The sequence below is a fragment of the Bacillus sp. S2(2024) genome (assembly GCF_050474045.1).
GTDB classification, from domain to species: domain Bacteria; phylum Bacillota; class Bacilli; order Bacillales; family Bacillaceae_G; genus Bacillus_A; species Bacillus_A yunxiaonensis.
The window spans coordinates 1,736,163-1,756,562 of sequence record NZ_JBFLUS010000003.1 but is presented as its reverse complement, the minus strand read 5'-3'; the positions used below and the strand labels follow the sequence as shown (position 1 = coordinate 1,756,562).

Below are 20,400 nucleotides of genomic sequence, written 5' to 3'. Positions count from 1 at the left end.
ATCCCCTTTTATAACGTTTTCAAAATCCATACCAGTCTGATTATATCATATAACAAAAAAAGCTGGACATTTTCCAGCCTTTTAAGTATTTATTAACTTTTAACACATAATAAAAACCATTTTTATTTTATCCCGCTATTCGCGGGCAGTACCCCCCACTGATGGAAACTTCACTTTATGTTAGCAGTATAAACACTTTCTTTATACGCTGCCTGCAACTTTCTTATAACTTTTTGTTCTTCCGTTTGGTACCAATCTTCTCCAATTTGCGTTACTGGTACAATTTCAATAGGCGTAGCTGTAAAAAAACACTCCTCCGCTTCATATACTTCTTGAAGGTAAAAATAGCGTTCTTCTACAGGAATATTCAACTGCTTTGCTAAGGAAATTACGTGATGACGTGTAATTCCATACAAAATAAATTGATTCGCAGGATGTGTAATAAGGGTTCCATTTTTCACGATAAAGAAATTAGAATGACACCCCTCTGTTACAATGCCATTACGAACTAAAATTGCTTCATAATAGCCTTCTTTTGCAATTTTATTTTTAATCATGATATTAGGAAGTAAATTAAGAGATTTAATATGACAACGATGCCAACGTATATCTTCAGCTACTGTCGCTTTAATTCCATTTTCTATAAGCGAAGTTGGCCTCGGAAATGGTACGATATTTGCATAATATGTAGGCTGGAGATTTAGTTCGAACAAATGATTTCTAGGTTGCACACCTCTCGAAATTTGAATATATACATTTCCATCTTCTTTAAATTGATTCTTTTCAATCAATTGTTGCAGTTGAGAAATAAGTTCTTCTTTTGTAAATGGCGATTCTAATTCAATTTCTTCCATAGATCTGAAGAAACGATCTAAATGGAGATCTAATAAATGAGGCTTCCCATCATATAAACGAAATACTTCATATACCCCATCCCCAAACTGTAACCCTCTCTCTTCTAATGAAATCATTGGTTCTTTCTCTTTCGTATTCACAATGCTTCCATTAAATAAAATCCAATCTTTATGATTACTTTCCATACCATTTTTCCTCCTCTTGATACAGATATTTCTATTGTACAACCTAAATCGTTTGAAAAGAATCAATTTTCAATCCATTTGAATACAAAATAAAATATTCTCTACATATACTGTTATTCTTAGGGGATTTATGGAGTAAATTGAAACTTTCATCAGTGTCACCTCCCATTGATGGAAAGCTTTCACCAATCAGGCGCACACCAGCAGTTATCTGCCCGCGAATAACGGGATAAAATTACAGTAACTTGAACTACTCCTACCTTAAACGCTAACATAATCTACAGGAGGACTTGCTCATCACACATATATATACATAAAATATTAGACGCGAACCGTTTAAGGTATCTAATTCTCACAGTTTTTTATCTCCTAAAAAGGGGGGATTAGCTTGGGGTTTCTCGAAGGATATAATAGTTTCAGCGGGGCATTTTCGCCTTTAATTGTACGCTCTATTCATTCTTATAGTCAGAATTGGAAGCAGCGATTTCACAGGAAACAGCGCCAAAATCTACGAATGAATAAAAGAAGACGTTATTATCTCAAACAATTATCATAACGGAAAGCCTCTTTATACATTGAAAAAGTATAGTTTTCTACTCACAAAAACTAGGGATCCCTGTAAAATACATGGAACCCTAGTTTTTTAGTACACATCCCATTTTAAAGATTTATTTGACAGAATTAAGATAAAGTGAAACTTCCATCAGTGTTTTTTTCATCCCCCACCTATCTGCTTAAGAAAAGCGGAAGCGGCTCGCTCAGAATCGTAGGACGTTGGAGCACCCGACAGAGAGGCGCTTTTTGCCTCGTCCGAGGAGCCGAAACGACCAGAGATTCTAGCAGCTAAAGCTGGACAATGTTTCACTTTGAATCTTGAGACGGGGGTCTTACTGCCCACGAATAGTGGGATAAAAAAAGAATCCATAAGGCATGGATTCTTTCCTTCTAACTAACTTAATATGGAGTGTATTCAATATAAGATGGATCGTAATAAATCCACTGACTTTCTCCAAGATCAAGCCAGCCATTTTGGTATTGGTATACTACATATGATTCCGGTGCATTTAACTTCCGAATAATCGAATCACTCGTTGATGGCCCTGTTCGTAAATTGATGTTTGTTCCGCGAGTTTTAGCTACACCAATTGGGCTCCCATCTTGATTTCTATACCTCATATACTGAATATAAGACGGGTCATAATAAATCCATTCATTTGCTCCAAGACCTAACCAACCATTATTCTCTTGATAAACAACATACGATTCTGGTGCATTTAACTTCCGAATAACCGAGTAACTCGTTGAAGGTCCTGTTCGCAAATTTACATTCTTCCCAAGAATATTTGCTACACCAATTGTCTGTGGATTTGGTTCTGGCGTTGGAGGATTCGGATTCTCTTTTGCAGGCAACCCCATAATATTCACAATACCACGTGTGTAGGCTTGACATATATCTTCAATAAATTGTTGATTCTTTAGTAAATTTGCATCAAATGTTGTGTCAATAAATGCAGTTTCTGTTAAGAGAGCGTCCATCTTTGTTTCTCTTAATACTGCATAATTCGCCATTTTAGCACCGCGGTCCTTTAACCCATACTGATTTAAAACGGAGCGTACTGCTTCATGCATTTTCGCTTGTTTTCCTGCTGCAGAACTAACGCTTGGAAGACCGTTATAAATATAGTCTTCATAGCCTGTCCCCCCACCGCTATTAATATGAAATGAAATGAAAAAATCCGCATTATATGAATTAGCGATATTTGCTCGTTGTGATAATGCTACGTATACATCACTTTCACGTGTCATTTCAATGTCCACATAATAGTTCGCTAGTAAAATATCACAAACACGCTGTGCAATTTGTAACGTAAGGGTTTTTTCTACTAAGCCATTTCCAACAGCACCGGAATCATATCCACCATGTCCTGCATCAATGACAAGTTTCATCAATCATTCCCTTTCTTTTCTCTTCATTAAAAACACATATTATTGTGCTTGTCTTATTTTATTCATAAAATTGATAGAATGTGACAATGATAAAGTGAAACTTCCATCAGTAAGACTTTTCTTCATCCCCCACCTATCTTCTCAACCTTGAGGTGAAGATCTTACTGCCCGCAAATAGCAGGATAAACAAAAACCGCCTTATGAAAGACGGTTCCCATCATCTCGTTTCAACCAATTTAAAATAAAAATATAAGTCTGATAGTGGATATATCTCATACAAAATAGACAGAATAGAATTCCCATACCAATACCGCTATACAGTAACCCTAATTTCAAAAAAATTGCAATTGGTGGTGGGAAAAGAGTGACTTTTTGCAAAGTATATAATGCAAGAAACAATATTGAAAACAAAGGGAAATATCGCCACTCATATGGTGTTCGCTTCTTGTTCAATATATTTTTCATAAATAATTGAAATAACTCTGCAAATAAAAAACAGCTTAGAACTATAATAAGCGCTAGTGTCATTCCCATACACTTCCCACCTTATTTTATAATGTACTGATAAAATAACACATCTTGCCACTCATTAAACTTATAGCCAACCTCTCGAAAACATCCTACATATGTAAATCCCATCTGTTCATGCAACGTCACACTTATGTCATTCCCCTTTGTAATACCGGCAATAATAGTGTGGTGCCCTGCTTCTTCAGCCAATTGAAGTATGCGACCTAGCAATTTCTTCGCAATACCTTTCCCACGCGCTTGCTTTCCCACATAAACTGAAATTTCTACCGTCTGCTTATATGCCTCTTTTTCCCGAAATGGTGATAAAGAGCAATACCCAAGTACGATACTATCTTCTTCAGCAACGATGACTGGGTACATTTCATTATGTGCATCAAACCACACATTCATTTCTGTTAATGATTTCTCTTGCAAATCAAATGTAGCGGTTGTATGTACAATTGCATCATTATAAATATGTAAAATAGCTCTTACATCATCTCTATATGCGCTCCGAATTTCCATTTCTTCGTCTCCCCCATTACAATTGCTTTATATAAACATGATTATGTTGTTGAAAACCAACTTGTTCAAAAAACGCTATCACTCTTTCATTCTTATCTATAAGTGTGATTTCAATCTCTTTCACGTGGTCTCTTTTGATGATTTCTTCAAACGTGTAATAAACATTTGTTCCATACCCGTATCCTTCATAATCATGATGAATGAGAAGATGCGATAAAATCGCTTTACTTTGTTGCACAGTGTAATCAATAATACCTATGTATGTATCGTCTGCTTTTATACAATACGCTACATCTTGAGCTGGTAGATCATGAGAAGAAAACATTTCTTCTATTACTAAACTTGTTTCATTGGTAACTTTTTCAAACGTTAACATAACTATTTCACCTTCATTCTTATTATTATTGTATCAAGTAGGACAAGTATTTATGAAAAAAACCTTAAGATAACAATGTTATCTTAAGGTTTTCTATTTATACTAAGCTATAAGCACGCTTTGTTTCTTCATGGAACACATTTGTATCATATTTATGCTCAACAAAAATTTGATGCCATACCATAAATGCAAGTACTGTCCAAATTTTACGGCTGTAATCACCTTTATCTGCACAATGTGCTTCTAACAAGTTTAATACGTACTGCTTGTCGATTAAATGCTCTGTTTTGCTTTCTTTAATGATATTTACAGCCCAATCATGCATTTCATCTTTTAACCAGTGACGAATTGGTACTGGGAATCCTAGTTTCTTACGATCTAATACGTGATCCGGTACAATACCGCGTACAGCTTCACGTAAAATTGCTTTTGTTGTACCGTTTGCAATCTTTAATTCTGTTGGAATTTTAGATGCAACATCAAACACTTCTTTATCTAAAAATGGTACACGAAGTTCTAATGAATGTGCCATTGTCATTTTATCAGCTTTTAATAAAATGTCACCGCGCAGCCATGTGAACATGTCAATGTATTGCATTTTGCTTACATCATCGTAATTCTTAATGTCATCATACAATGGCTTCGTAATATCCATGTAATTTACACTCTCATTGTAGTGCTTCATAAGCGCTGCTTTCTCTTCTTCACGGAAAATTTTCGCATTTCCATAGTAACGTTCTTCAATTGGTGTGCATCCACGCTCTAAGAAGCTCTTTCCTTTGAATCCTTCTTTTAACGCACCACTTAACGCTTTTAGCACACGCTTTCCTGGACTAGGAATGTAAGAGAACATTTTTAAAGAATTTGGCTCACGATAAATGTTATATCCACCAAACAGCTCGTCTGATCCTTCACCAGAAAGAACAACCGTCACATGCTTACGCGCTTCTTTCGCAACGAAATACAACGGTACAGCTGCTGGGTCCGCTAACGGATCATCCATATGCCACATGATTTTTGGAAATTCATTCATAAATTCTTGCGGTGTTACAAATACGCTATAATTTTTCACACCTAATTTTTCTGCTGTCTCTTTCGCTACATCAACTTCACTAAAGCCACGGCGCTCAAAACCAACAGAGAATGTCAACAGATTTGGATTCATTTCTTTCGCAATAGATGCGATAATCGATGAATCAATACCACCAGATAAGAATGAACCTACTGGTACATCACTACGCATATGCATTTTTACAGAATCATATAATACATCACGAATTGCTTGAATATGCTCTTCTTTCGTTGCATCAGATGCATTGAAATATGGTTGCCAATAACGGCGAATTTCCATCTCTTTACCAAGCTCTTTTACAAAGTAATGACCCGGCTCAATTTTGTTAATATCCACTGTTAATGTTTCAGGCTCCGGAGCATATTGATACGTAAAGTAATGTTGTAGAGAAGCTGGGTTTACCCCTTTATCTTCCATCACATGTAAGATACTTTTCTTTTCAGATGCAAAGAACGTTGTATCTCCATGCTGTGCAACGTAAAGTGGCTTAATACCGAAATGATCACGCGCACCGAAAAGTTTTTTCTCTTCGCGATCCCAAATCATAAATGCAAACATACCACGAAGGTAATCTACACATTTTTCTTTCATATGAGCATACAATGCAATGATTACTTCTGTATCAGATTGCGTCGCAAATGTTGCACCTTTTTCAAGAAGCATTTCACGAAGCTCTACATAGTTATAAATTTCACCATTAAAAATAATTACATAACGATCATTTTCATACGTTAACGGCTGATGTCCTGCCTCTAAGTCAATAATACTTAAACGGCGGAAGCCAAATTGTACATGTTCATCACGGAAGTATCCTTCATCGTCTGGACCACGGTGAAAGATAATCGTATTCATATTTTCAAATTGATGTTTTTCTTCTGCCGAAAACTCTCTAGGGTTTTCACATAAACATCCTACAAAACCACACATACTTTCTTACCCTCTTTCGGTTTTCATTCTTTTTCTATACTACTAACCCTATTTATACTAGCATAATCATAACAATATGGCGACAAAAAGTACAAAAAAACCGCTCCTATTCTTATCTTATCCTTTATCAACTTTCAATTTCTTACACAACTGAAAAAAAACACACTCACATTTAGGCATTTTGGTCATATGATATTTCAGATTTATCTTTAGGAGGAGAAATTATGAGTGATGAACAAAAACCTTCACGTCCGCCATTTCGAAGTTACTTAAAGCAAATTGATGACTTTTTCGAACAATCTCCGCTTCGTGATGTTATTGCAGATATGAATCACTTTTTCCAAAAAGGAAATCGTTTATTAACATTTCCTGTTGATTTATTTGAAGCAGGAGAAGACCTTGTTATAAAAGCTGAACTTCCTGGTGTTCAAAAACAACAGATTCAAATTGAAATACAGGGTGAATACTTAAAAATTTCCGTAAAAGAAGATGTTTTAGAAGAAGAAATAAAAGAATCACATAATTATTATCGCCGCGAACGCGCAGTGTCAGAAGCTTCCCGCATGATTAAACTACCTTATACGATTAATAAAAAACAAGCGAAAGCTTCTTATCAAGATGGAATTTTAGAAATTCGTGCACCAAAACTTCCGCAGCAACATGATATTTTATCGATTGAATAAAAAAGGATGCTCATTCGCATCCTTTTTTACTGTGTTAAACGCTTAATATCACGAAGTATATCATCATACGGTGTATTCGTAATACCGCTATATTTCTTCAAAACTTTCCCATTTTGATCTACTAAATAAAATGATGTCCCATGAACAACTTGATCTGTATTTTCAGGTTTGTCAACAAGCATTTGGAAATTTTTCTTTGCAAACTTTTCAATGTCATCTTGCGTATATCCAGTTAACAAATTCCAGTTCTTCGTATCATCTGTGAACTTTTGTGCGAACGCTTTTAAATTTTCGGGCTTATCTACCTCCGGATCAACACTGAACGATACAAACTGAACATCTAGTTTTTTTTCTTTTGCTAACTTTTGTAATTTCGCCATATTAGCCGTCAGTGGCGGGCATACTGTTTGACAGTGTGTAAATACGAAATCCGCTACCCACACTTTTCCTTTTAAATCTTTCGTGCCAAACTTTTCACCATTTTGATTTATGTATTGAAAACTTTCAACATCCCAATTTAATGGATCTCGAAGTTTTGATCCTGAACTGCATCCAGCTAAGACTAGTAAGCAAAGAGCAGTAAAAATACCAATCCATTTTTGATATTTCTTCATTCTAGAACACCCTTCTCTCTTTCAAAATATAACATTTCTTCTATTCCTATGCTAACGAACAGTAAGAGTCCAAATCGCAAGATATTTCCATCAACACAAGGACAATCCTACTAATGAAAATTTCACTTTATTGTAACAAAAGTAAACACTACAGGAGAAGTGTTTACTTCACTTGTTCACTAAATCGTACTAATTTTTCAATAGCTTCTTCTTTATGAAATGTGCTAAACCATCTATAATCTTCGTCATCTAAAATACGATAATGTTGACTGACAATATTTTGCTGTAAGCAAAAAGGTCCCTTTTTCTCAATTTCCTTCCACCATACATGTCCACCCATCGTTTTTTCTTTTTTATATTCAATATGCTGATGAGAAATTGTTTGGACAACTTCAATTGCAGATCCCCCAAACGCAGTTTGTAACACTTCGCTGTCTTGAAACAACGCACATACCGCAACAACAGTCGTCCACGAAGGTGAAATGCGTTCTTTTTCAATTTGAACAATCGTCTTTTTGGAAAGACCTAAAATCTCTGCCATTTCTTCTTGTGTATAATTATGTTCTGTTCGAATCAGCTTCATTCTTTTCGCGACTTTCAATATCACTTGGTCTTTATTCATATGAACACCTCTTCTTGCTTTGTAAAGATTACCTCGTTGTAATTTTACACTTTTTTAATAATTAGTCAATTTCATTGACTTCTTTCCTTAACAACACTTCAATACAATAGTACTAATAGATTTCATGTGGGGTGATGTTCATGTGTGGAAAGCGTTATGAAAACATGGATAATATTAGTACAAAAAAACCGATAAGAGAATTTTTACGGTGGAGAAAAGAACGCAACCAAAAGAAGAAAGACTTTTCTTTCGTTATAGAACAATCGCCTGTAAAACAAGCAGCATTTTTACGTGCAAATAAATATAAAACAACCGTTACATGGGTTGGCCACTCGACATTCCTTATTCAAACAAATGGACTCAATATTTTAACTGATCCTGTATGGTCTAAAAAAGTTAAAGTTGTGCCACGACTTACAGATCCTGGACTGATTCTTGAAGAACTACCGCCCATTGATGTGGTACTTATTTCTCACGGTCACTACGATCACCTTGATTTTCCAACGCTTCGTCAACTAAAATCGGATGTACTATATTTAGTGCCAAGCGGTTTAAAAAAGTTATTTTTACGAAAGAAATTTTTCCATGTTGAAGAATATAACTGGTGGGAACATACAGTAATTGATAATGTACATTTGCACTTCGTTCCAGCTCAGCATTGGACGAGAAGAACATTATTTGATATGAACTCCTCTCATTGGGGAGGATGGATCATTGACAATAAAACAACTGAAGAAACGATTTATTTTTGCGGTGATAGCGGATATTTTCGGGGTTTTAAAGAAATCGGAGAACGTTTTACTATTGATATTGCTCTCATGCCAATTGGAGCCTATGAGCCCGAATGGTTTATGAAGATATCACATATTTCTCCAGAAGAAGCAGTGCAAGCGTTTTTAGATATAAAAGCAAAACATTTTATCCCCATGCATTACGGTACATTTTCGCTCGCAGATGAAACGCCAAAGGAGGCGATTACAAGACTTCGTAATAATTGGAATTTACGAATGCTCCCTTGGGAACAATTGCACGTTTTATTTCTTGGGCAAACATATATTGCTACTTCGCCTTCCGTACAAGAAGAAAAAGTAAAAAGAGAAAGTATGCATATATAATATTACAAACTCAATACATGATTAGTATCAGCATTTATACGGTACGCATTATTCATTTTGTACGGCACGAAAAGAGCTACTTGAATATAATCAAGTAGCTCTTTTCTATTCTGCAAAATAAGAGAATCCAATCGCCCCAACACCTGTATGTGTACTAATAACAGGTGTTGTAAAGAAAATTTCTGATTGTGTAAATCCACTAATCTTTTCAACTGCTTCTTTCATCTTCTGCGCTAGCGGTAATGCTTTTGCATGTGGAATCGCAACTGCTTTTACTGTTTTACCAGCTATATCTTCTTCAAATATTTTCGCTAATGTTTTTACGACTTGTCCTTGACTACGTACCTTAGTAATCGGATTGAGGACCCCGTCTTCAACACTAGCAATCGGCTTAATATTTAATAAAGATCCAATCATTGCTTTTCCTTTACCAATACGACCGCCTTTTACAAGGTTTTCTAACGTATCAACAACAACGAATAGACGCGTGTTTTTTCTAACTTCTTCAACACGTTTTAAAATATCTTCTAAAGAACGTCCTTCTTGCGCCATTTTCGCTGCCTCAATTACTTGATATCCTAAAGCATGAGTAATCAATAAAGAATCTACTACCGTTACTTTTGTATTTGTCATTGTTGCAGCACTGCCTGCTGTTGCAACTGATCCACTTAGTCCATTTGTTAAATGAATCGAAAGAACTTCGCTGCCGTCCTCGCCTAAACGATCATACAATTCTACAAATGAACCAACTGCTGGCTGAGATGTTTTTGGTAACTCTTCCGATTTTTCCATTTCTTCAATAAACTCATCTGGTTGTAAATCTACACGATCTAAATAAGTTTGTCCGTTCACAGAAATTGATAATGGGATAACGTGAATATCATATTTCTCAATCACATCTTGTGATAAATCCGCCGTTGAGTCTGTAACAATTTTAATTTTTGGCATGTTTTACTTCTTCCCTTTCCACTACGCTCTCCCTGTTATTATACTAGTATTCCCACTGCTTTCAACAGTTTAAGGTAATTTTCCGACAAAATTCTCGCTTTTTGTGGCTAAAAATGTAAGGCAGAGCACTTTTGCTCTGCCTTACATTTTTTCTATGCATTTTTTTCTAACGTATTTGTTTCATATACATTTGAATAATCATTCCATTTTAAACAATTTCGCAAATATTCCCGAAATGAGTACGAAAATCTTGGTTGTTTTTGTTTTTGAATTTTGGAGATAAAGAGCTGAAGACGCGACTGAATTTGAAACGCTAATGGGTGCTGTGTTTGGAGCACAGGAATTTCGACCACCTTTACGCATTTTCCTGTTGGATGAGTAAAATAAAAACTCTTCATAATCACGATATCAATCCTCTTTTTTTTGGATTTATAATGTTAGTATAAACCGACAAAGACAAAAAGTTTGTCTAAATTTTGGAGAAGCAATAATTTTTTTCTTCTTTATATTGTATACGCTTACATGAATAGTATAACAAAGAAATAAAAAAAGTGCCTGTTATAAAGAGGCACTTTTCGATCCAAAATCATTTTCACGACTTTGTTTACGCTTATACACAATTTTCGACAGAATGATACTAATTTCATATATACATATAAGAGGTACCGCTACTAAACTATGAGATAAAAAATCAGGTGGCGATATACATGATGCTATAATAATTAACATAACATATGCATATCTCCTTATACGTTGCAGCAAGGATGGCGTTAAAAAGCCTATACTTGTTAAGAACATAACAACAATGGGTAATTCAAATATAACTGCAAATGGTACCGTTAAATTTAATACAAAATAAAAATATTTCTCAGTTGTAAACATCGTATTAAACATCTCATTTCCAAGCTGCGTTAAAAAGTGAAATAAAAACGGCATTACAATAAAATATCCGAAACATAGGCCTGCAATAAATAATATAAATAGTACAGGAATATACATTAAAGTCATTTTTTGTTCCTTCGGATGCAAACCCGGCTTTACAAATAACCATAATTGAACTGCAGCTATTGGTATTGTACAAACAATTGCAAAGAGCGAAGCAATGGAAAAGAAAATCCATAATACATCACTTGGACCTAAAACTGTCAATTTCATTGTTAAATCTTTCACCAGAAAAAAATAAATATCTTTTGCGTATACAAATCCTATAATTAAGAAAAAAACAAATGATAGGACGGTAATAATTAAACGCTTTCGCAATTCACTAATATGCTCTATAACACTCATTTCTCGATCATCCATTTTTTTCACCACTCTTTTTTCATCAGATAAAAAAAGATGCAAGAGAGATTCCCGCCTTACATCTTTTCTAAATTATACATATATTATTTACGTTCTTTATCTTGAAAAGCATCATCTGTTAATTCTTTTGTTGATTTCTTAAATTCTTTTAAAGTTTCTCCTAAAGCTCGTCCAATTTCAGGTAATTTTTTGGGACCAAATAAAATAAGTACGGCTACTAAAATTAAAATTAAGCCTGGAAAACCAATATTTGAAAACATATTTCCATCCCCCTTATAAGTAGATTGAATGGTTCTACTATCCCTTAATTTCATTTTGTCAAAAAAGTTTGTAAACGTCAATGTATCCGCTGTCTTTTGTCAAAAAAATTTGAAAATATAAATTTTATACAATTTTCATTTCCTATTCCTTTTGTATATGATATGGTGAAAGAAACTATATTCCTCATTTTATTACATGAGAAAGGAGTCGAAACATGGCTCAAAAGATGACTCGAATGACTCAGTTTGTTAAAGAAGAAATCGCAAATGCAATTACACATGGCATCGGTGCCATTTTAAGTATTCCTGCGTTAATTATTTTAATTATTCACGCATCAAAGCACGGAACTGCATCAGCAATTGTTGGATTTACTGTATATGGTGTGAGCATGTTTTTACTATATGTATGTTCAACGCTATTACATAGCATTCATCATCCAAAGGTAGAGAAGTTATTCACTATTTTAGATCATTCTGCCATCTATTTATTAATTGCTGGCACATATACACCATTTTTACTCGTTACACTGCGCGGACCACTGGGCTGGACATTACTCGCGATCATTTGGACATTAGCAATTGCTGGAATCGTCTTTAAAATCTTTTTTGTACGTCGTTTTATTAAATTATCAACTTTGTTTTACGTCATTATGGGCTGGCTCATGATCGTTGCCATTAAGCCGTTATATGAAAGCTTAACAGGGCATGGCTTTTCCTTATTATTAGCCGGTGGAATTTTATACTCTGTCGGCGCTATCTTCTTCTTATGGGAAAAGCTCCCATTCAATCATGCAATTTGGCACGTATTTGTATTAGGCGGAAGTGCGATGATGTTTTTCTGCGTTTTATTTTATGTATTGCCTGTAGCGTAAAAAAGTCTCAGCTATAAAGCTGAGACTTTTTTACTTATTTAGCTGACCCGCAATAATATCTTGCGTATATTTCGTTAATTCTTTAATATCCATATTTTGATATTGTTCTGCTGTAATTGGTTTCGAAATTGTGACTGTTGCATGCGCTGGTTTCATTCGATTACCGTTTGCTTCAAACATTTTATAAGTCCCGTCCACTGTTACTGGTAAAATCGCTACACCTGATTTGACAGCAAGATGGAAACTACCAACTTTAAATTCTCCCATTCCAGCACCCTTACTACGAGTTCCTTCTGGAAAAATAATGATAGAATGTCCTTGCTTTAACAACTCAATTCCATCTTTAATAGCTTGTAAAGATTGACGACGATCCTTACGATCCATAAATACACAGTTCATCAATTCCATCCATGTGGATACAAGTGGAAACCTTTTAATTTCTACTTTCGAAACAAATCCAATTGGCTTATTTAAATAGCCCATTAAAACAGGAATATCCATATCACTTTGATGATTACTTACTACTAGCACTGGCTTATCCTGTGGTACATTTTCAAGTCCATTCACTTGTACTGTTGATCCAGCTACATGAATCATCTTCTTACCAAACCAATTTGTTGTTTTAAACACCAGACGATCTTTTTCTTGCGGCGATAGTGTATGTAACTTTCGTTTTATACGCCACATTCTTGGCGTAATACCAATTACTATTAAAATTAAGTAAAAAATCTTAAAAACCGTTTGAATCATATAGAACCCCCACATATTGTAATTCCGTACTTCATTATACTAGACAAACGAAGGAAAAAGAAGAAAAAATGTCCAAACGACAAGCGTTTGGACATTTTTTATAATATGATAGATTAGAATTGTTTTGCTAATTCACGTGCTTTTTCAATTGCTTGTTCTTTAATTTCAGGTGCCTGTGCAGGATTTGCACTCATACCTTCTACTGCAATATATTCTACTTCCGTTACACCCATGAAATTTAACATCGCTTTTAAGTGGTTACGGCCAAAGTCCACTCCTGCGTATGGTCCTTCAGAGTAAACGCCGCCTGTTGCTTGGATATGGAGCGCTTTTTTGCCTTCTAATAAACCAACTGGACCATTTTCAGTATATTTAAATGTTTTACCTGCAATTGATAAGTTATCTAAGTATGCTTTTACAACTGGTGGATAGCTCAAGTTCCACATTGGTGTTACAAATACGTATTTATCTGCATGCATAAATGTTTCTAAGTTCCCACTCATAGCTGCAATTTTTTGTTGTTGGCTTTCACTTAATGTTTCAAAGCCTTCTCCTGCCCCAAGTTTCCCCCAAGCAGCAAGCACTTCACCATCAATTGCGGGTACGTTTGTATGGAATAAATCAATTGTTATAACGTCATCTTGTGGATTCGCTTGTTTGTAAGCATCAATAAATGCTTCTCCTACTGCCATGCCAAATGATACTTCTGCTGGATTTGGATTTGCTGTAATAAATAGTACTTTTGTCATATTGATTTCTCTCCCTTTTTTCTCTTCATTAATATCTTTAATTCAAGATTTTGTTATTGAAAAGTAAATTACTTACCTTACATAAGTAATGATATATAATTAACGTTTATCTGTCAATAAAAATAGTTGCTTTTTTTTCGTAAGTAAATAACTACATTGTGCAAAACTTTCATCGGTTAAAGAAATCCATAACCAAGTTACGGAAAGTTATCAACAATTAGAAGCATATCGGCAGTTATTTCCCGCTCTTCTTTGGTTTCTCATCATCTTCAAGTAGGAATATCAAAAAAATGAGCTATCTCACTTTTGAATGAGATAGCTTATTGTCCATCACTTTTGAAACACATGTTTAACTTTCTCAGCCGGAATACTACTTCCACCTCTACCTTTTACATCTTCAATCATCATTGCCACAACCATATTTGGAGAATTTGCATCAAATGCAACAAACCACCCTAACTCTTTACCATCCGCTTCTTTTGATTCTTTTAATTCCGCTGTTCCTGTTTTTCCAGCAAGCGTAATACCATCTAATTTTGCAATCTTACCTGTTCCTTCTGGGTCATTCACAACTTTTATTAAAGCGTCTTTCAAAATAGCACTGTTCTCTTTTGATACCACATTTTCTTTCCACGCCTTTACCTGCTTTTCATCTTTTAAAAGGTGTGGAGATGGAATATTCCCCTCATTTACAATTGGCGCATAAGATAATGCAACGTGAAGAGGTGACATTAAAACTTCACCTTGACCATACCCTGTATCAGCAAGTTGAATATCATTTTTTATACCATCTTTTGCAATTTGCGAAGTTGCAAATCCATATTCAATCGGTAACTTTTCACCAAATCCAAATTTCTTCGCTTCTTCTATAAACTTATCTTTACCAACTTTTAATGCTTCCTGCGCAAAATAAATGTTATCAGAATACATCATTGCTTTTTCAAAATCAACTGGATTGACATCTTTGACACGCGTTACATAATAGTTACCCCAAGAAGAATCTTTTGCCCATTTTACACCATCAATTTTAAGAGATTCTTTTGGATTTAGTACTTTTGTTTCTAAACCAATTGCGCCTGTAATTGACTTAAAGACGGAGCCAGGTGCGTATACTTGGGTAAACCGATTTGTCATCGGCTTTTTCGGATCATTATTCCAAGCATCTCGCTCTGCTTTTGCTGACTCTCTTATCATAGCGTTTGGATTGTATGATGGACTACTTACAAGCGCTAATGTTTCTCCTGTTTGTGGATGCATTGCTGCACTTGAACCCGCTTCGCCCTTCATTTCTGCATAAATTTTTTGTTGCAAGTTCCCATCAATCGTAAGTGTAATATTTTCGCCATCCTTCGCTTCTTTTTTAGAAAGTTCTTTTAATTCTTTTCCTTTTGCATCGGCAATATAAACACGTCCGCCTTTTTCACCGCGGAGTTTATCTTCAAAAACACTTTCCAGACCTGTTCTTCCAATAGGATCATCAGCTTTATATCCTTTGTCCGCTAATTTCTTTAAATCCTCTGCATTCACCTTCCCCATATAGCCAGTTAAATGTGCCGCAGCTTCTCCTAAAGGATATGTCCGAACATTTACTGTACGCGTCGCTACACCGGGCATAGATATGTAATCATTTTCATTTGCACCTTCTGGCAAAATAGAAAGCGGAACATAGTAGCCTGGTTGTACCCATTTCGCTGTTAATTTCTTTTCGATATCTTCAACCGACATATTTAATAATTTTGCTAATGTTTCTTTTGTTTGTTGAGCTGATTCACCTAATTTCCCAGGCACAACTCCAACTTCTGAAGCTTTCCCATTCGTTGCTAATCCGCTTCCATTCCTGTCATAAATTTCACCGCGCTTTGGCGAAAATGATTGAACAAGTACTTTATCATCTTGTTTCATAGTTGGAAAAATAAATGATGGATTCCAATCAACTTTCCAGATGTCCTTATCTCCATCCTTTTCTTTCACAAGTTTTGCATCATTTTCAAACGTAATCTTCCCGCCGATTGTATCCATGCTTACTTTAAAAGGTACATTCGCATTATTTTTCTCATCTTTTTTTTCTTCTTTTTTCGTTACTGCTTCTACCTTTAAATTTTTCACCGCAATTCCTGTATAAACATTTTCATATTTCTTTACAAAATCTTCTTTTGTAATCGACTGCTTTGCCTCTTTCGATAACTGTTCATACATTTTATCAAACTTTTGTTCATTCCATGCTTTTGCATATGTATCCATCGCTTGCTCTGGCTTCTCTTCTTTCCCACAGCCTACTATAAATAGCATTGAAAAAATAAAAAGTATTCCACATAGTTTTTTCACTTCTTCTCCTCCTTTACGCCTCGATGTTATTATAATATAAAACTCCAATTTTACAAAAATATCCCAATATAAAGAGCGATGCAATATGCATCGCTCTTTATATTATTCCTTCTATAAATCTTATTTTCTTCTTTTAATAAGATTGTGAACAAATAGAAGAAGTTATATCATTATTTCGTTTAGAAAAGATACGATTCACTATTTACCTAAAGATAAAAAAGCTTAGTATGTGTCACATACCAAGCTTCTTTATCTTTATTTTCGTTTACCATACACATGATAAGCATATGTATATGGATTTTTCTCATCTGTAACGCCTTGTTCTACAGATATTTCTTCCCACTCATCATAATTAATTTCCGGGAAGAATGTGTCGCCTTCAAATACTTCTTCAATTTTCGTAATATACAAGCGATCTGCAAACGGAAGAACTTCTTTAAAAATCTCTGCACCGCCAATCACAAAAATTTCTTCATTCAGTTGCTCGTCCATTTTCTGCACATCATCAATAGAATGGATGACTTCACAGCCTTCCCTTTCATAATTTTTGTTACGGGTTAAAATAATGTTTGTTCTCCCAGGTAAAGGTCTTCCAATAGATTCAAACGTTTTTCTTCCCATAATCATTGGATGTCCCATTGTTACTTTTTTAAAATATGCCAAATCTGCCGGAAGATGCCAAGGTAATTGGTTGTCCTTACCGATTAGACGATTTTTATCCATTGCTACAAGTAATGAAATCATATATATCCCCCTATCTTCGTTTACACAGCTACCGGTGCTTTAATTGCTGGATGCGGATCGTATCCTTCTAACATAAGATCATTCATTTCAAAATCAAAGATAGATTTCACATCTGGATTTAGCTTTAACGTTGGGAACGGACGCGGTTCACGTGCTAATTGTTTTTCCACTTGTTCAAAATGGTTTGTGTAAATATGTGCATCACCAATTGTATGAACAAACTCACCCACCTCTAAACCACACTCATGGGCAATTAAATGTGTTAATAACGAATAACTAGCTATATTAAACGGAATACCGAGAAAAATATCACCGCTGCGTTGATATAGTTGACAAGATAGCTTCCCATCTGCCACATAAAATTGGAATAGTGTATGACAAGGTGGCAGTGCCATACTTGGTACATCTTCTGGATTCCATGCAGACACGATTAAACGGCGGGAATCTGGGTTTTTCTTGATCATATCAATTACATCTTGCAATTGATCAAGCGTTTCTCCAGCAGTCGTTTTCCATGCACGCCACTGTTTCCCGTATACTTCTCCTAAATTACCGTAACGCTTCGCAAATTCATCATCTTCTAATACCTTTGTTTTAAACAATTCCATTTGCTCTTCGTATTGCTTATTAAAGTCTTCATCTTGCTGAGAACGCAGTCCAAAGTCTGTCATATCTGGCCCTGTATACGTATCGCTCTCTATCCAATTTTTAAACGCCCACTCGTTCCAAATATTATTATTATGCTGCAGCAAGTAACGAATGTTTGTGTCACCTTTCATAAACCAAAGAAGTTCGCTCGCTACTAAACGAAACGGCACACGTTTTGTCGTAAATAACGGAAAACCTTGACTTAAATCAAAGCGCATTTGATACCCAAATACAGATACTGTTCCTGTACCAGTGCGATCTTCTTTTCTCGTACCGTTTTCCATAACGTGACGGCACATATTTAAATATTCATACTCTGCGTGTTTCATCAAGTAACCTTCTTTCACAATTGCTTTATGTAACATTATTTTTTCCTATATGGAGTTTATCATATATGCCTTTGAATTTCACACGACCTTTTTTGTAAAAAACTCTTTCATATAGTATACACGCGCAAAAACTCGGTATTAAAAATTTTTTCATCTTCAAAATCTGACATACTTTTGTCAACATTCCCCACAAAAAGAAAAAGGGTTTTCCTATCTTCTTCAAGAAACTATAGTGCGGAAGTAAATAATATATGAGTGGAGGTTTTACTATGCAAAAAATTGAAATGCCTCTTACAAGTAAATTACATTCGAAAATCCAAAACATGCTGAAAGATTTAAATGTCCCTGGAGCTGCAGTTGCTATCGTAAAAAACGGAGAAGTAGTCTTCTCAGAAGGTTATGGGTTCCGTGATACAAAAAATAAAAAACCAGTTACTCAAAAAACGTTATTTGCTATTGGTTCATCAACAAAAGCATTTGGTACACTTTCTTTAAGTTTACTCGCACAGCAGCAAAAATTTAATTGGGATACACCTGTACAAACGTATATTCCAACTTTTTCACTTCATGATCCGCTAGCAAGCGCACAAACAACAGCTCGTGACCTAGCATCCCACCGCACCGGTGTCAGTCGCCACGATTTATTATGGTACGCAGCCGCTTTAAGTAGAAAAGATATTGCCGAAAACATTCGCCACTTAGAACTAGATGCACCATTTCGCTCGGTATTTTTATATAACAACCTAATGTATGCCACGATTAGTTATATTACTGAAAACATTACAAATCAAACATGGGAACAATATGTAACAGAACATATTTTAGAACCTCTCCATATGGAACGCACAAATTTTTCAGTTAATACTTCACAAAAATCAGATGACCACGCACTTCCCTATAGCGAGAAAGATGGGAACATAACAGAAGTACCTTTCTGCAACCTTGATACCATTGGCGCTGCTGGATGTATGAACTCAAATATAGAAGATATGGCAAAATGGGTATTACTTCATTTAAATAAAGGAAAAGTTGGTGAACATGAACTACTTGCACAAGATCTGCTCCAACAAATGTATACACCGCATATCCCAATTCCAGATGAGCCAATGTTCGCTCTGCCGGAATGCCCATTAAACAACTACGGTCTCGGCTGGTTTATTAGTGCCTATCGTGGACATAAAGAAATCCATCACGGCGGGAATATCGACGGATTCACATCTCTCGTTTCTTTTATGCCAGAACATAATATTGGTCTTGTCGTGTTAACGAATTCCGGTAAAACGTTACTTCCTTCTTACCTTGCGCATCAAATTTATGATGAATTGCTTGGATTAGAACCAATTGATTGGCATAAACGTGCTGTAGAAGATACAGCAAAGCTTAAAGAAATAATGAAAGAAATGAACAAACCGCTACCACAAGTAAAGGAAACTGTTCTTTCACATCCATTAAAAGATTATATCGGAACGTTTGAACACCCTGCATACGGAACAATAGAAATACACAAACGAAATGAAACTTTATACTTAAAATTTGCCTCATTTGATATTGAAATGAACCATCATCACTATGATATGTTCAGTACAAAATGGAATGTTTTCCAAATGGAAATGAACATATTAGTTTCTTATGAGATGAATACAGCAGGTGTACTAAACGAGCTTAAACTGCACCTACCAGCAACGTTAAGTACCAAGCCACTGCTGTTCACCAAAATAGAAAAATAGAATTTTCATTAGTCAAAAAAACGCAGGGACTTCAAAACCCTGCGTTTTTTATTAAAAGTTTTTCTTCTTTAACTATATACCTGTTAGCTTAAGTACATTTCTTCATAATCCCTTCTCTACATTAACATATAATATATCCAGTTTCATTCCCGTAAAAAGAACTCAAAACAGTCATTTATGGAACTCAATTTATTTCTAGTAGAACTGACTAAAATACACTTAAAGACCAGTTCCAAAACTCATTACCAAAAACAAAGAACCTTAATAAGCACCAAATAACATTTATGGAACATTCTTAACGTACGACAAAATCAA

The 20,400-nt window shown here is 35.2% G+C and carries 21 protein-coding genes; 4 read left to right on the top strand and 17 right to left on the bottom strand.

All coding sequences use genetic code 11. The features are described from left to right. Positions 1-170: 170 nt before the first annotated feature. The 6 genes from dat to asnB all read right to left on the bottom strand — a co-directional run bounded on the left by dat (position 171) and on the right by asnB (position 6,397). On the bottom strand, positions 171-1,040 hold the full coding sequence (gene dat, locus AB1284_RS08755) for a D-amino-acid transaminase (RefSeq protein WP_429750096.1): 870 nt from the start codon (positions 1,038-1,040) through the stop codon (positions 171-173). A 954-nt stretch (positions 1,041-1,994) separates the two neighbouring features. Beyond that, on the bottom strand, positions 1,995-2,987 hold the full coding sequence (locus AB1284_RS08750; protein ID WP_429750098.1) for an N-acetylmuramoyl-L-alanine amidase: 993 nt from the start codon (positions 2,985-2,987) through the stop codon (positions 1,995-1,997). A 198-nt stretch (positions 2,988-3,185) separates the two neighbouring features. Then, positions 3,186-3,521, bottom strand: a complete 336-nt coding sequence (locus AB1284_RS08745; RefSeq protein ID WP_429750100.1) for a hypothetical protein — start codon at positions 3,519-3,521, stop codon at positions 3,186-3,188. A gap of 12 nt (positions 3,522-3,533) precedes the next feature. Continuing rightward, on the bottom strand, positions 3,534-4,022 hold the full coding sequence (locus tag AB1284_RS08740) for an N-acetyltransferase family protein (protein ID WP_429750101.1): 489 nt from the start codon (positions 4,020-4,022) through the stop codon (positions 3,534-3,536). Positions 4,023-4,038: 16 nt separating this feature from the next. Further along, a complete protein-coding gene (locus tag AB1284_RS08735; protein WP_429750103.1) occupies positions 4,039-4,398 on the bottom strand; it encodes a GNAT family N-acetyltransferase in 360 nt (119 codons plus the stop codon). A gap of 97 nt (positions 4,399-4,495) precedes the next feature. Further along, entirely contained in the window at positions 4,496-6,397 is a 1,902-nt protein-coding gene (asnB, locus tag AB1284_RS08730) for an asparagine synthase (glutamine-hydrolyzing) (protein WP_429750105.1), read from the bottom strand. A 224-nt stretch (positions 6,398-6,621) separates the two neighbouring features. Here asnB and AB1284_RS08725 point away from each other — a divergent pair, with 224 nt between their 5' ends. Beyond that, the gene (locus tag AB1284_RS08725; RefSeq protein WP_429750106.1) at positions 6,622-7,080 is read left to right on the top strand and encodes an Hsp20/alpha crystallin family protein; all 459 of its coding nucleotides are present in this window, start codon (positions 6,622-6,624) and stop codon (positions 7,078-7,080) included. 26 nt (positions 7,081-7,106) lie between these two features. On the opposite strand, the gene AB1284_RS08720 is transcribed toward AB1284_RS08725, so the two are convergent. Together AB1284_RS08720 and AB1284_RS08715 are read right to left on the bottom strand one after the other, a co-directional pair. Next, positions 7,107-7,694, bottom strand: coding sequence for an SCO family protein (locus AB1284_RS08720; protein WP_429750108.1), 588 nt, complete (start codon positions 7,692-7,694; stop codon positions 7,107-7,109). Positions 7,695-7,857: 163 nt separating this feature from the next. Further along, positions 7,858-8,316, bottom strand: a complete 459-nt coding sequence (locus AB1284_RS08715; protein ID WP_429750110.1) for a helix-turn-helix transcriptional regulator — start codon at positions 8,314-8,316, stop codon at positions 7,858-7,860. Positions 8,317-8,450: 134 nt separating this feature from the next. Between AB1284_RS08715 and AB1284_RS08710 the strand changes: the two genes are divergently transcribed. Continuing rightward, positions 8,451-9,431, top strand: coding sequence for an MBL fold metallo-hydrolase (locus AB1284_RS08710; RefSeq protein WP_429750112.1), 981 nt, complete (start codon positions 8,451-8,453; stop codon positions 9,429-9,431). A 105-nt stretch (positions 9,432-9,536) separates the two neighbouring features. Here the strand turns inward: AB1284_RS08710 and AB1284_RS08705 are convergent, their stop codons facing one another. The 4 genes from AB1284_RS08705 to AB1284_RS08690 form a co-directional block, all read right to left on the bottom strand. Then, a complete protein-coding gene (locus tag AB1284_RS08705; RefSeq protein WP_429750113.1) occupies positions 9,537-10,379 on the bottom strand; it encodes a DegV family protein in 843 nt (280 codons plus the stop codon). Positions 10,380-10,531: 152 nt separating this feature from the next. Further along, entirely contained in the window at positions 10,532-10,783 is a 252-nt protein-coding gene (locus AB1284_RS08700; protein ID WP_429750115.1) for a DUF2535 family protein, read from the bottom strand. A gap of 154 nt (positions 10,784-10,937) precedes the next feature. After that, a complete protein-coding gene (gene tatC, locus AB1284_RS08695; protein WP_429750117.1) occupies positions 10,938-11,681 on the bottom strand; it encodes a twin-arginine translocase subunit TatC in 744 nt (247 codons plus the stop codon). A gap of 83 nt (positions 11,682-11,764) precedes the next feature. Further along, the gene (locus AB1284_RS08690; protein ID WP_098307191.1) at positions 11,765-11,941 is read right to left on the bottom strand and encodes a twin-arginine translocase TatA/TatE family subunit; all 177 of its coding nucleotides are present in this window, start codon (positions 11,939-11,941) and stop codon (positions 11,765-11,767) included. Positions 11,942-12,156: 215 nt separating this feature from the next. Here AB1284_RS08690 and trhA point away from each other — a divergent pair, with 215 nt between their 5' ends. After that, positions 12,157-12,813 (top strand): PAQR family membrane homeostasis protein TrhA, encoded by a 657-nt coding sequence (trhA, locus tag AB1284_RS08685; RefSeq protein ID WP_429750119.1) that lies wholly within the window; start codon positions 12,157-12,159, stop codon positions 12,811-12,813. Between the two features lie 30 nt (positions 12,814-12,843). On the opposite strand, the gene AB1284_RS08680 is transcribed toward trhA, so the two are convergent. The 5 genes from AB1284_RS08680 to AB1284_RS08660 all read right to left on the bottom strand — a co-directional run bounded on the left by AB1284_RS08680 (position 12,844) and on the right by AB1284_RS08660 (position 18,358). Next, on the bottom strand, positions 12,844-13,563 hold the full coding sequence (locus AB1284_RS08680; protein WP_429750121.1) for a lysophospholipid acyltransferase family protein: 720 nt from the start codon (positions 13,561-13,563) through the stop codon (positions 12,844-12,846). 113 nt (positions 13,564-13,676) lie between these two features. Further along, positions 13,677-14,312 carry an FMN-dependent NADH-azoreductase gene (locus AB1284_RS08675; RefSeq protein ID WP_429750123.1) on the bottom strand — a complete coding sequence of 212 codons (636 nt, stop codon included), beginning with the start codon at positions 14,310-14,312 and terminating at the stop codon, positions 13,677-13,679. 330 nt (positions 14,313-14,642) lie between these two features. After that, on the bottom strand, positions 14,643-16,637 hold the full coding sequence (locus AB1284_RS08670; protein WP_429750125.1) for a penicillin-binding transpeptidase domain-containing protein: 1,995 nt from the start codon (positions 16,635-16,637) through the stop codon (positions 14,643-14,645). Between the two features lie 255 nt (positions 16,638-16,892). Beyond that, complete coding sequence (locus AB1284_RS08665; protein ID WP_429750126.1) at positions 16,893-17,381, bottom strand: dihydrofolate reductase; 489 nt, start codon at positions 17,379-17,381, stop codon at positions 16,893-16,895. A gap of 20 nt (positions 17,382-17,401) precedes the next feature. Further along, on the bottom strand, positions 17,402-18,358 hold the full coding sequence (locus tag AB1284_RS08660) for a thymidylate synthase (protein WP_429750128.1): 957 nt from the start codon (positions 18,356-18,358) through the stop codon (positions 17,402-17,404). A 269-nt stretch (positions 18,359-18,627) separates the two neighbouring features. Between AB1284_RS08660 and AB1284_RS08655 the strand changes: the two genes are divergently transcribed. After that, on the top strand, positions 18,628-20,085 hold the full coding sequence (locus tag AB1284_RS08655; RefSeq protein ID WP_429750129.1) for a serine hydrolase: 1,458 nt from the start codon (positions 18,628-18,630) through the stop codon (positions 20,083-20,085). Positions 20,086-20,400: the final 315 nt, after the last annotated feature.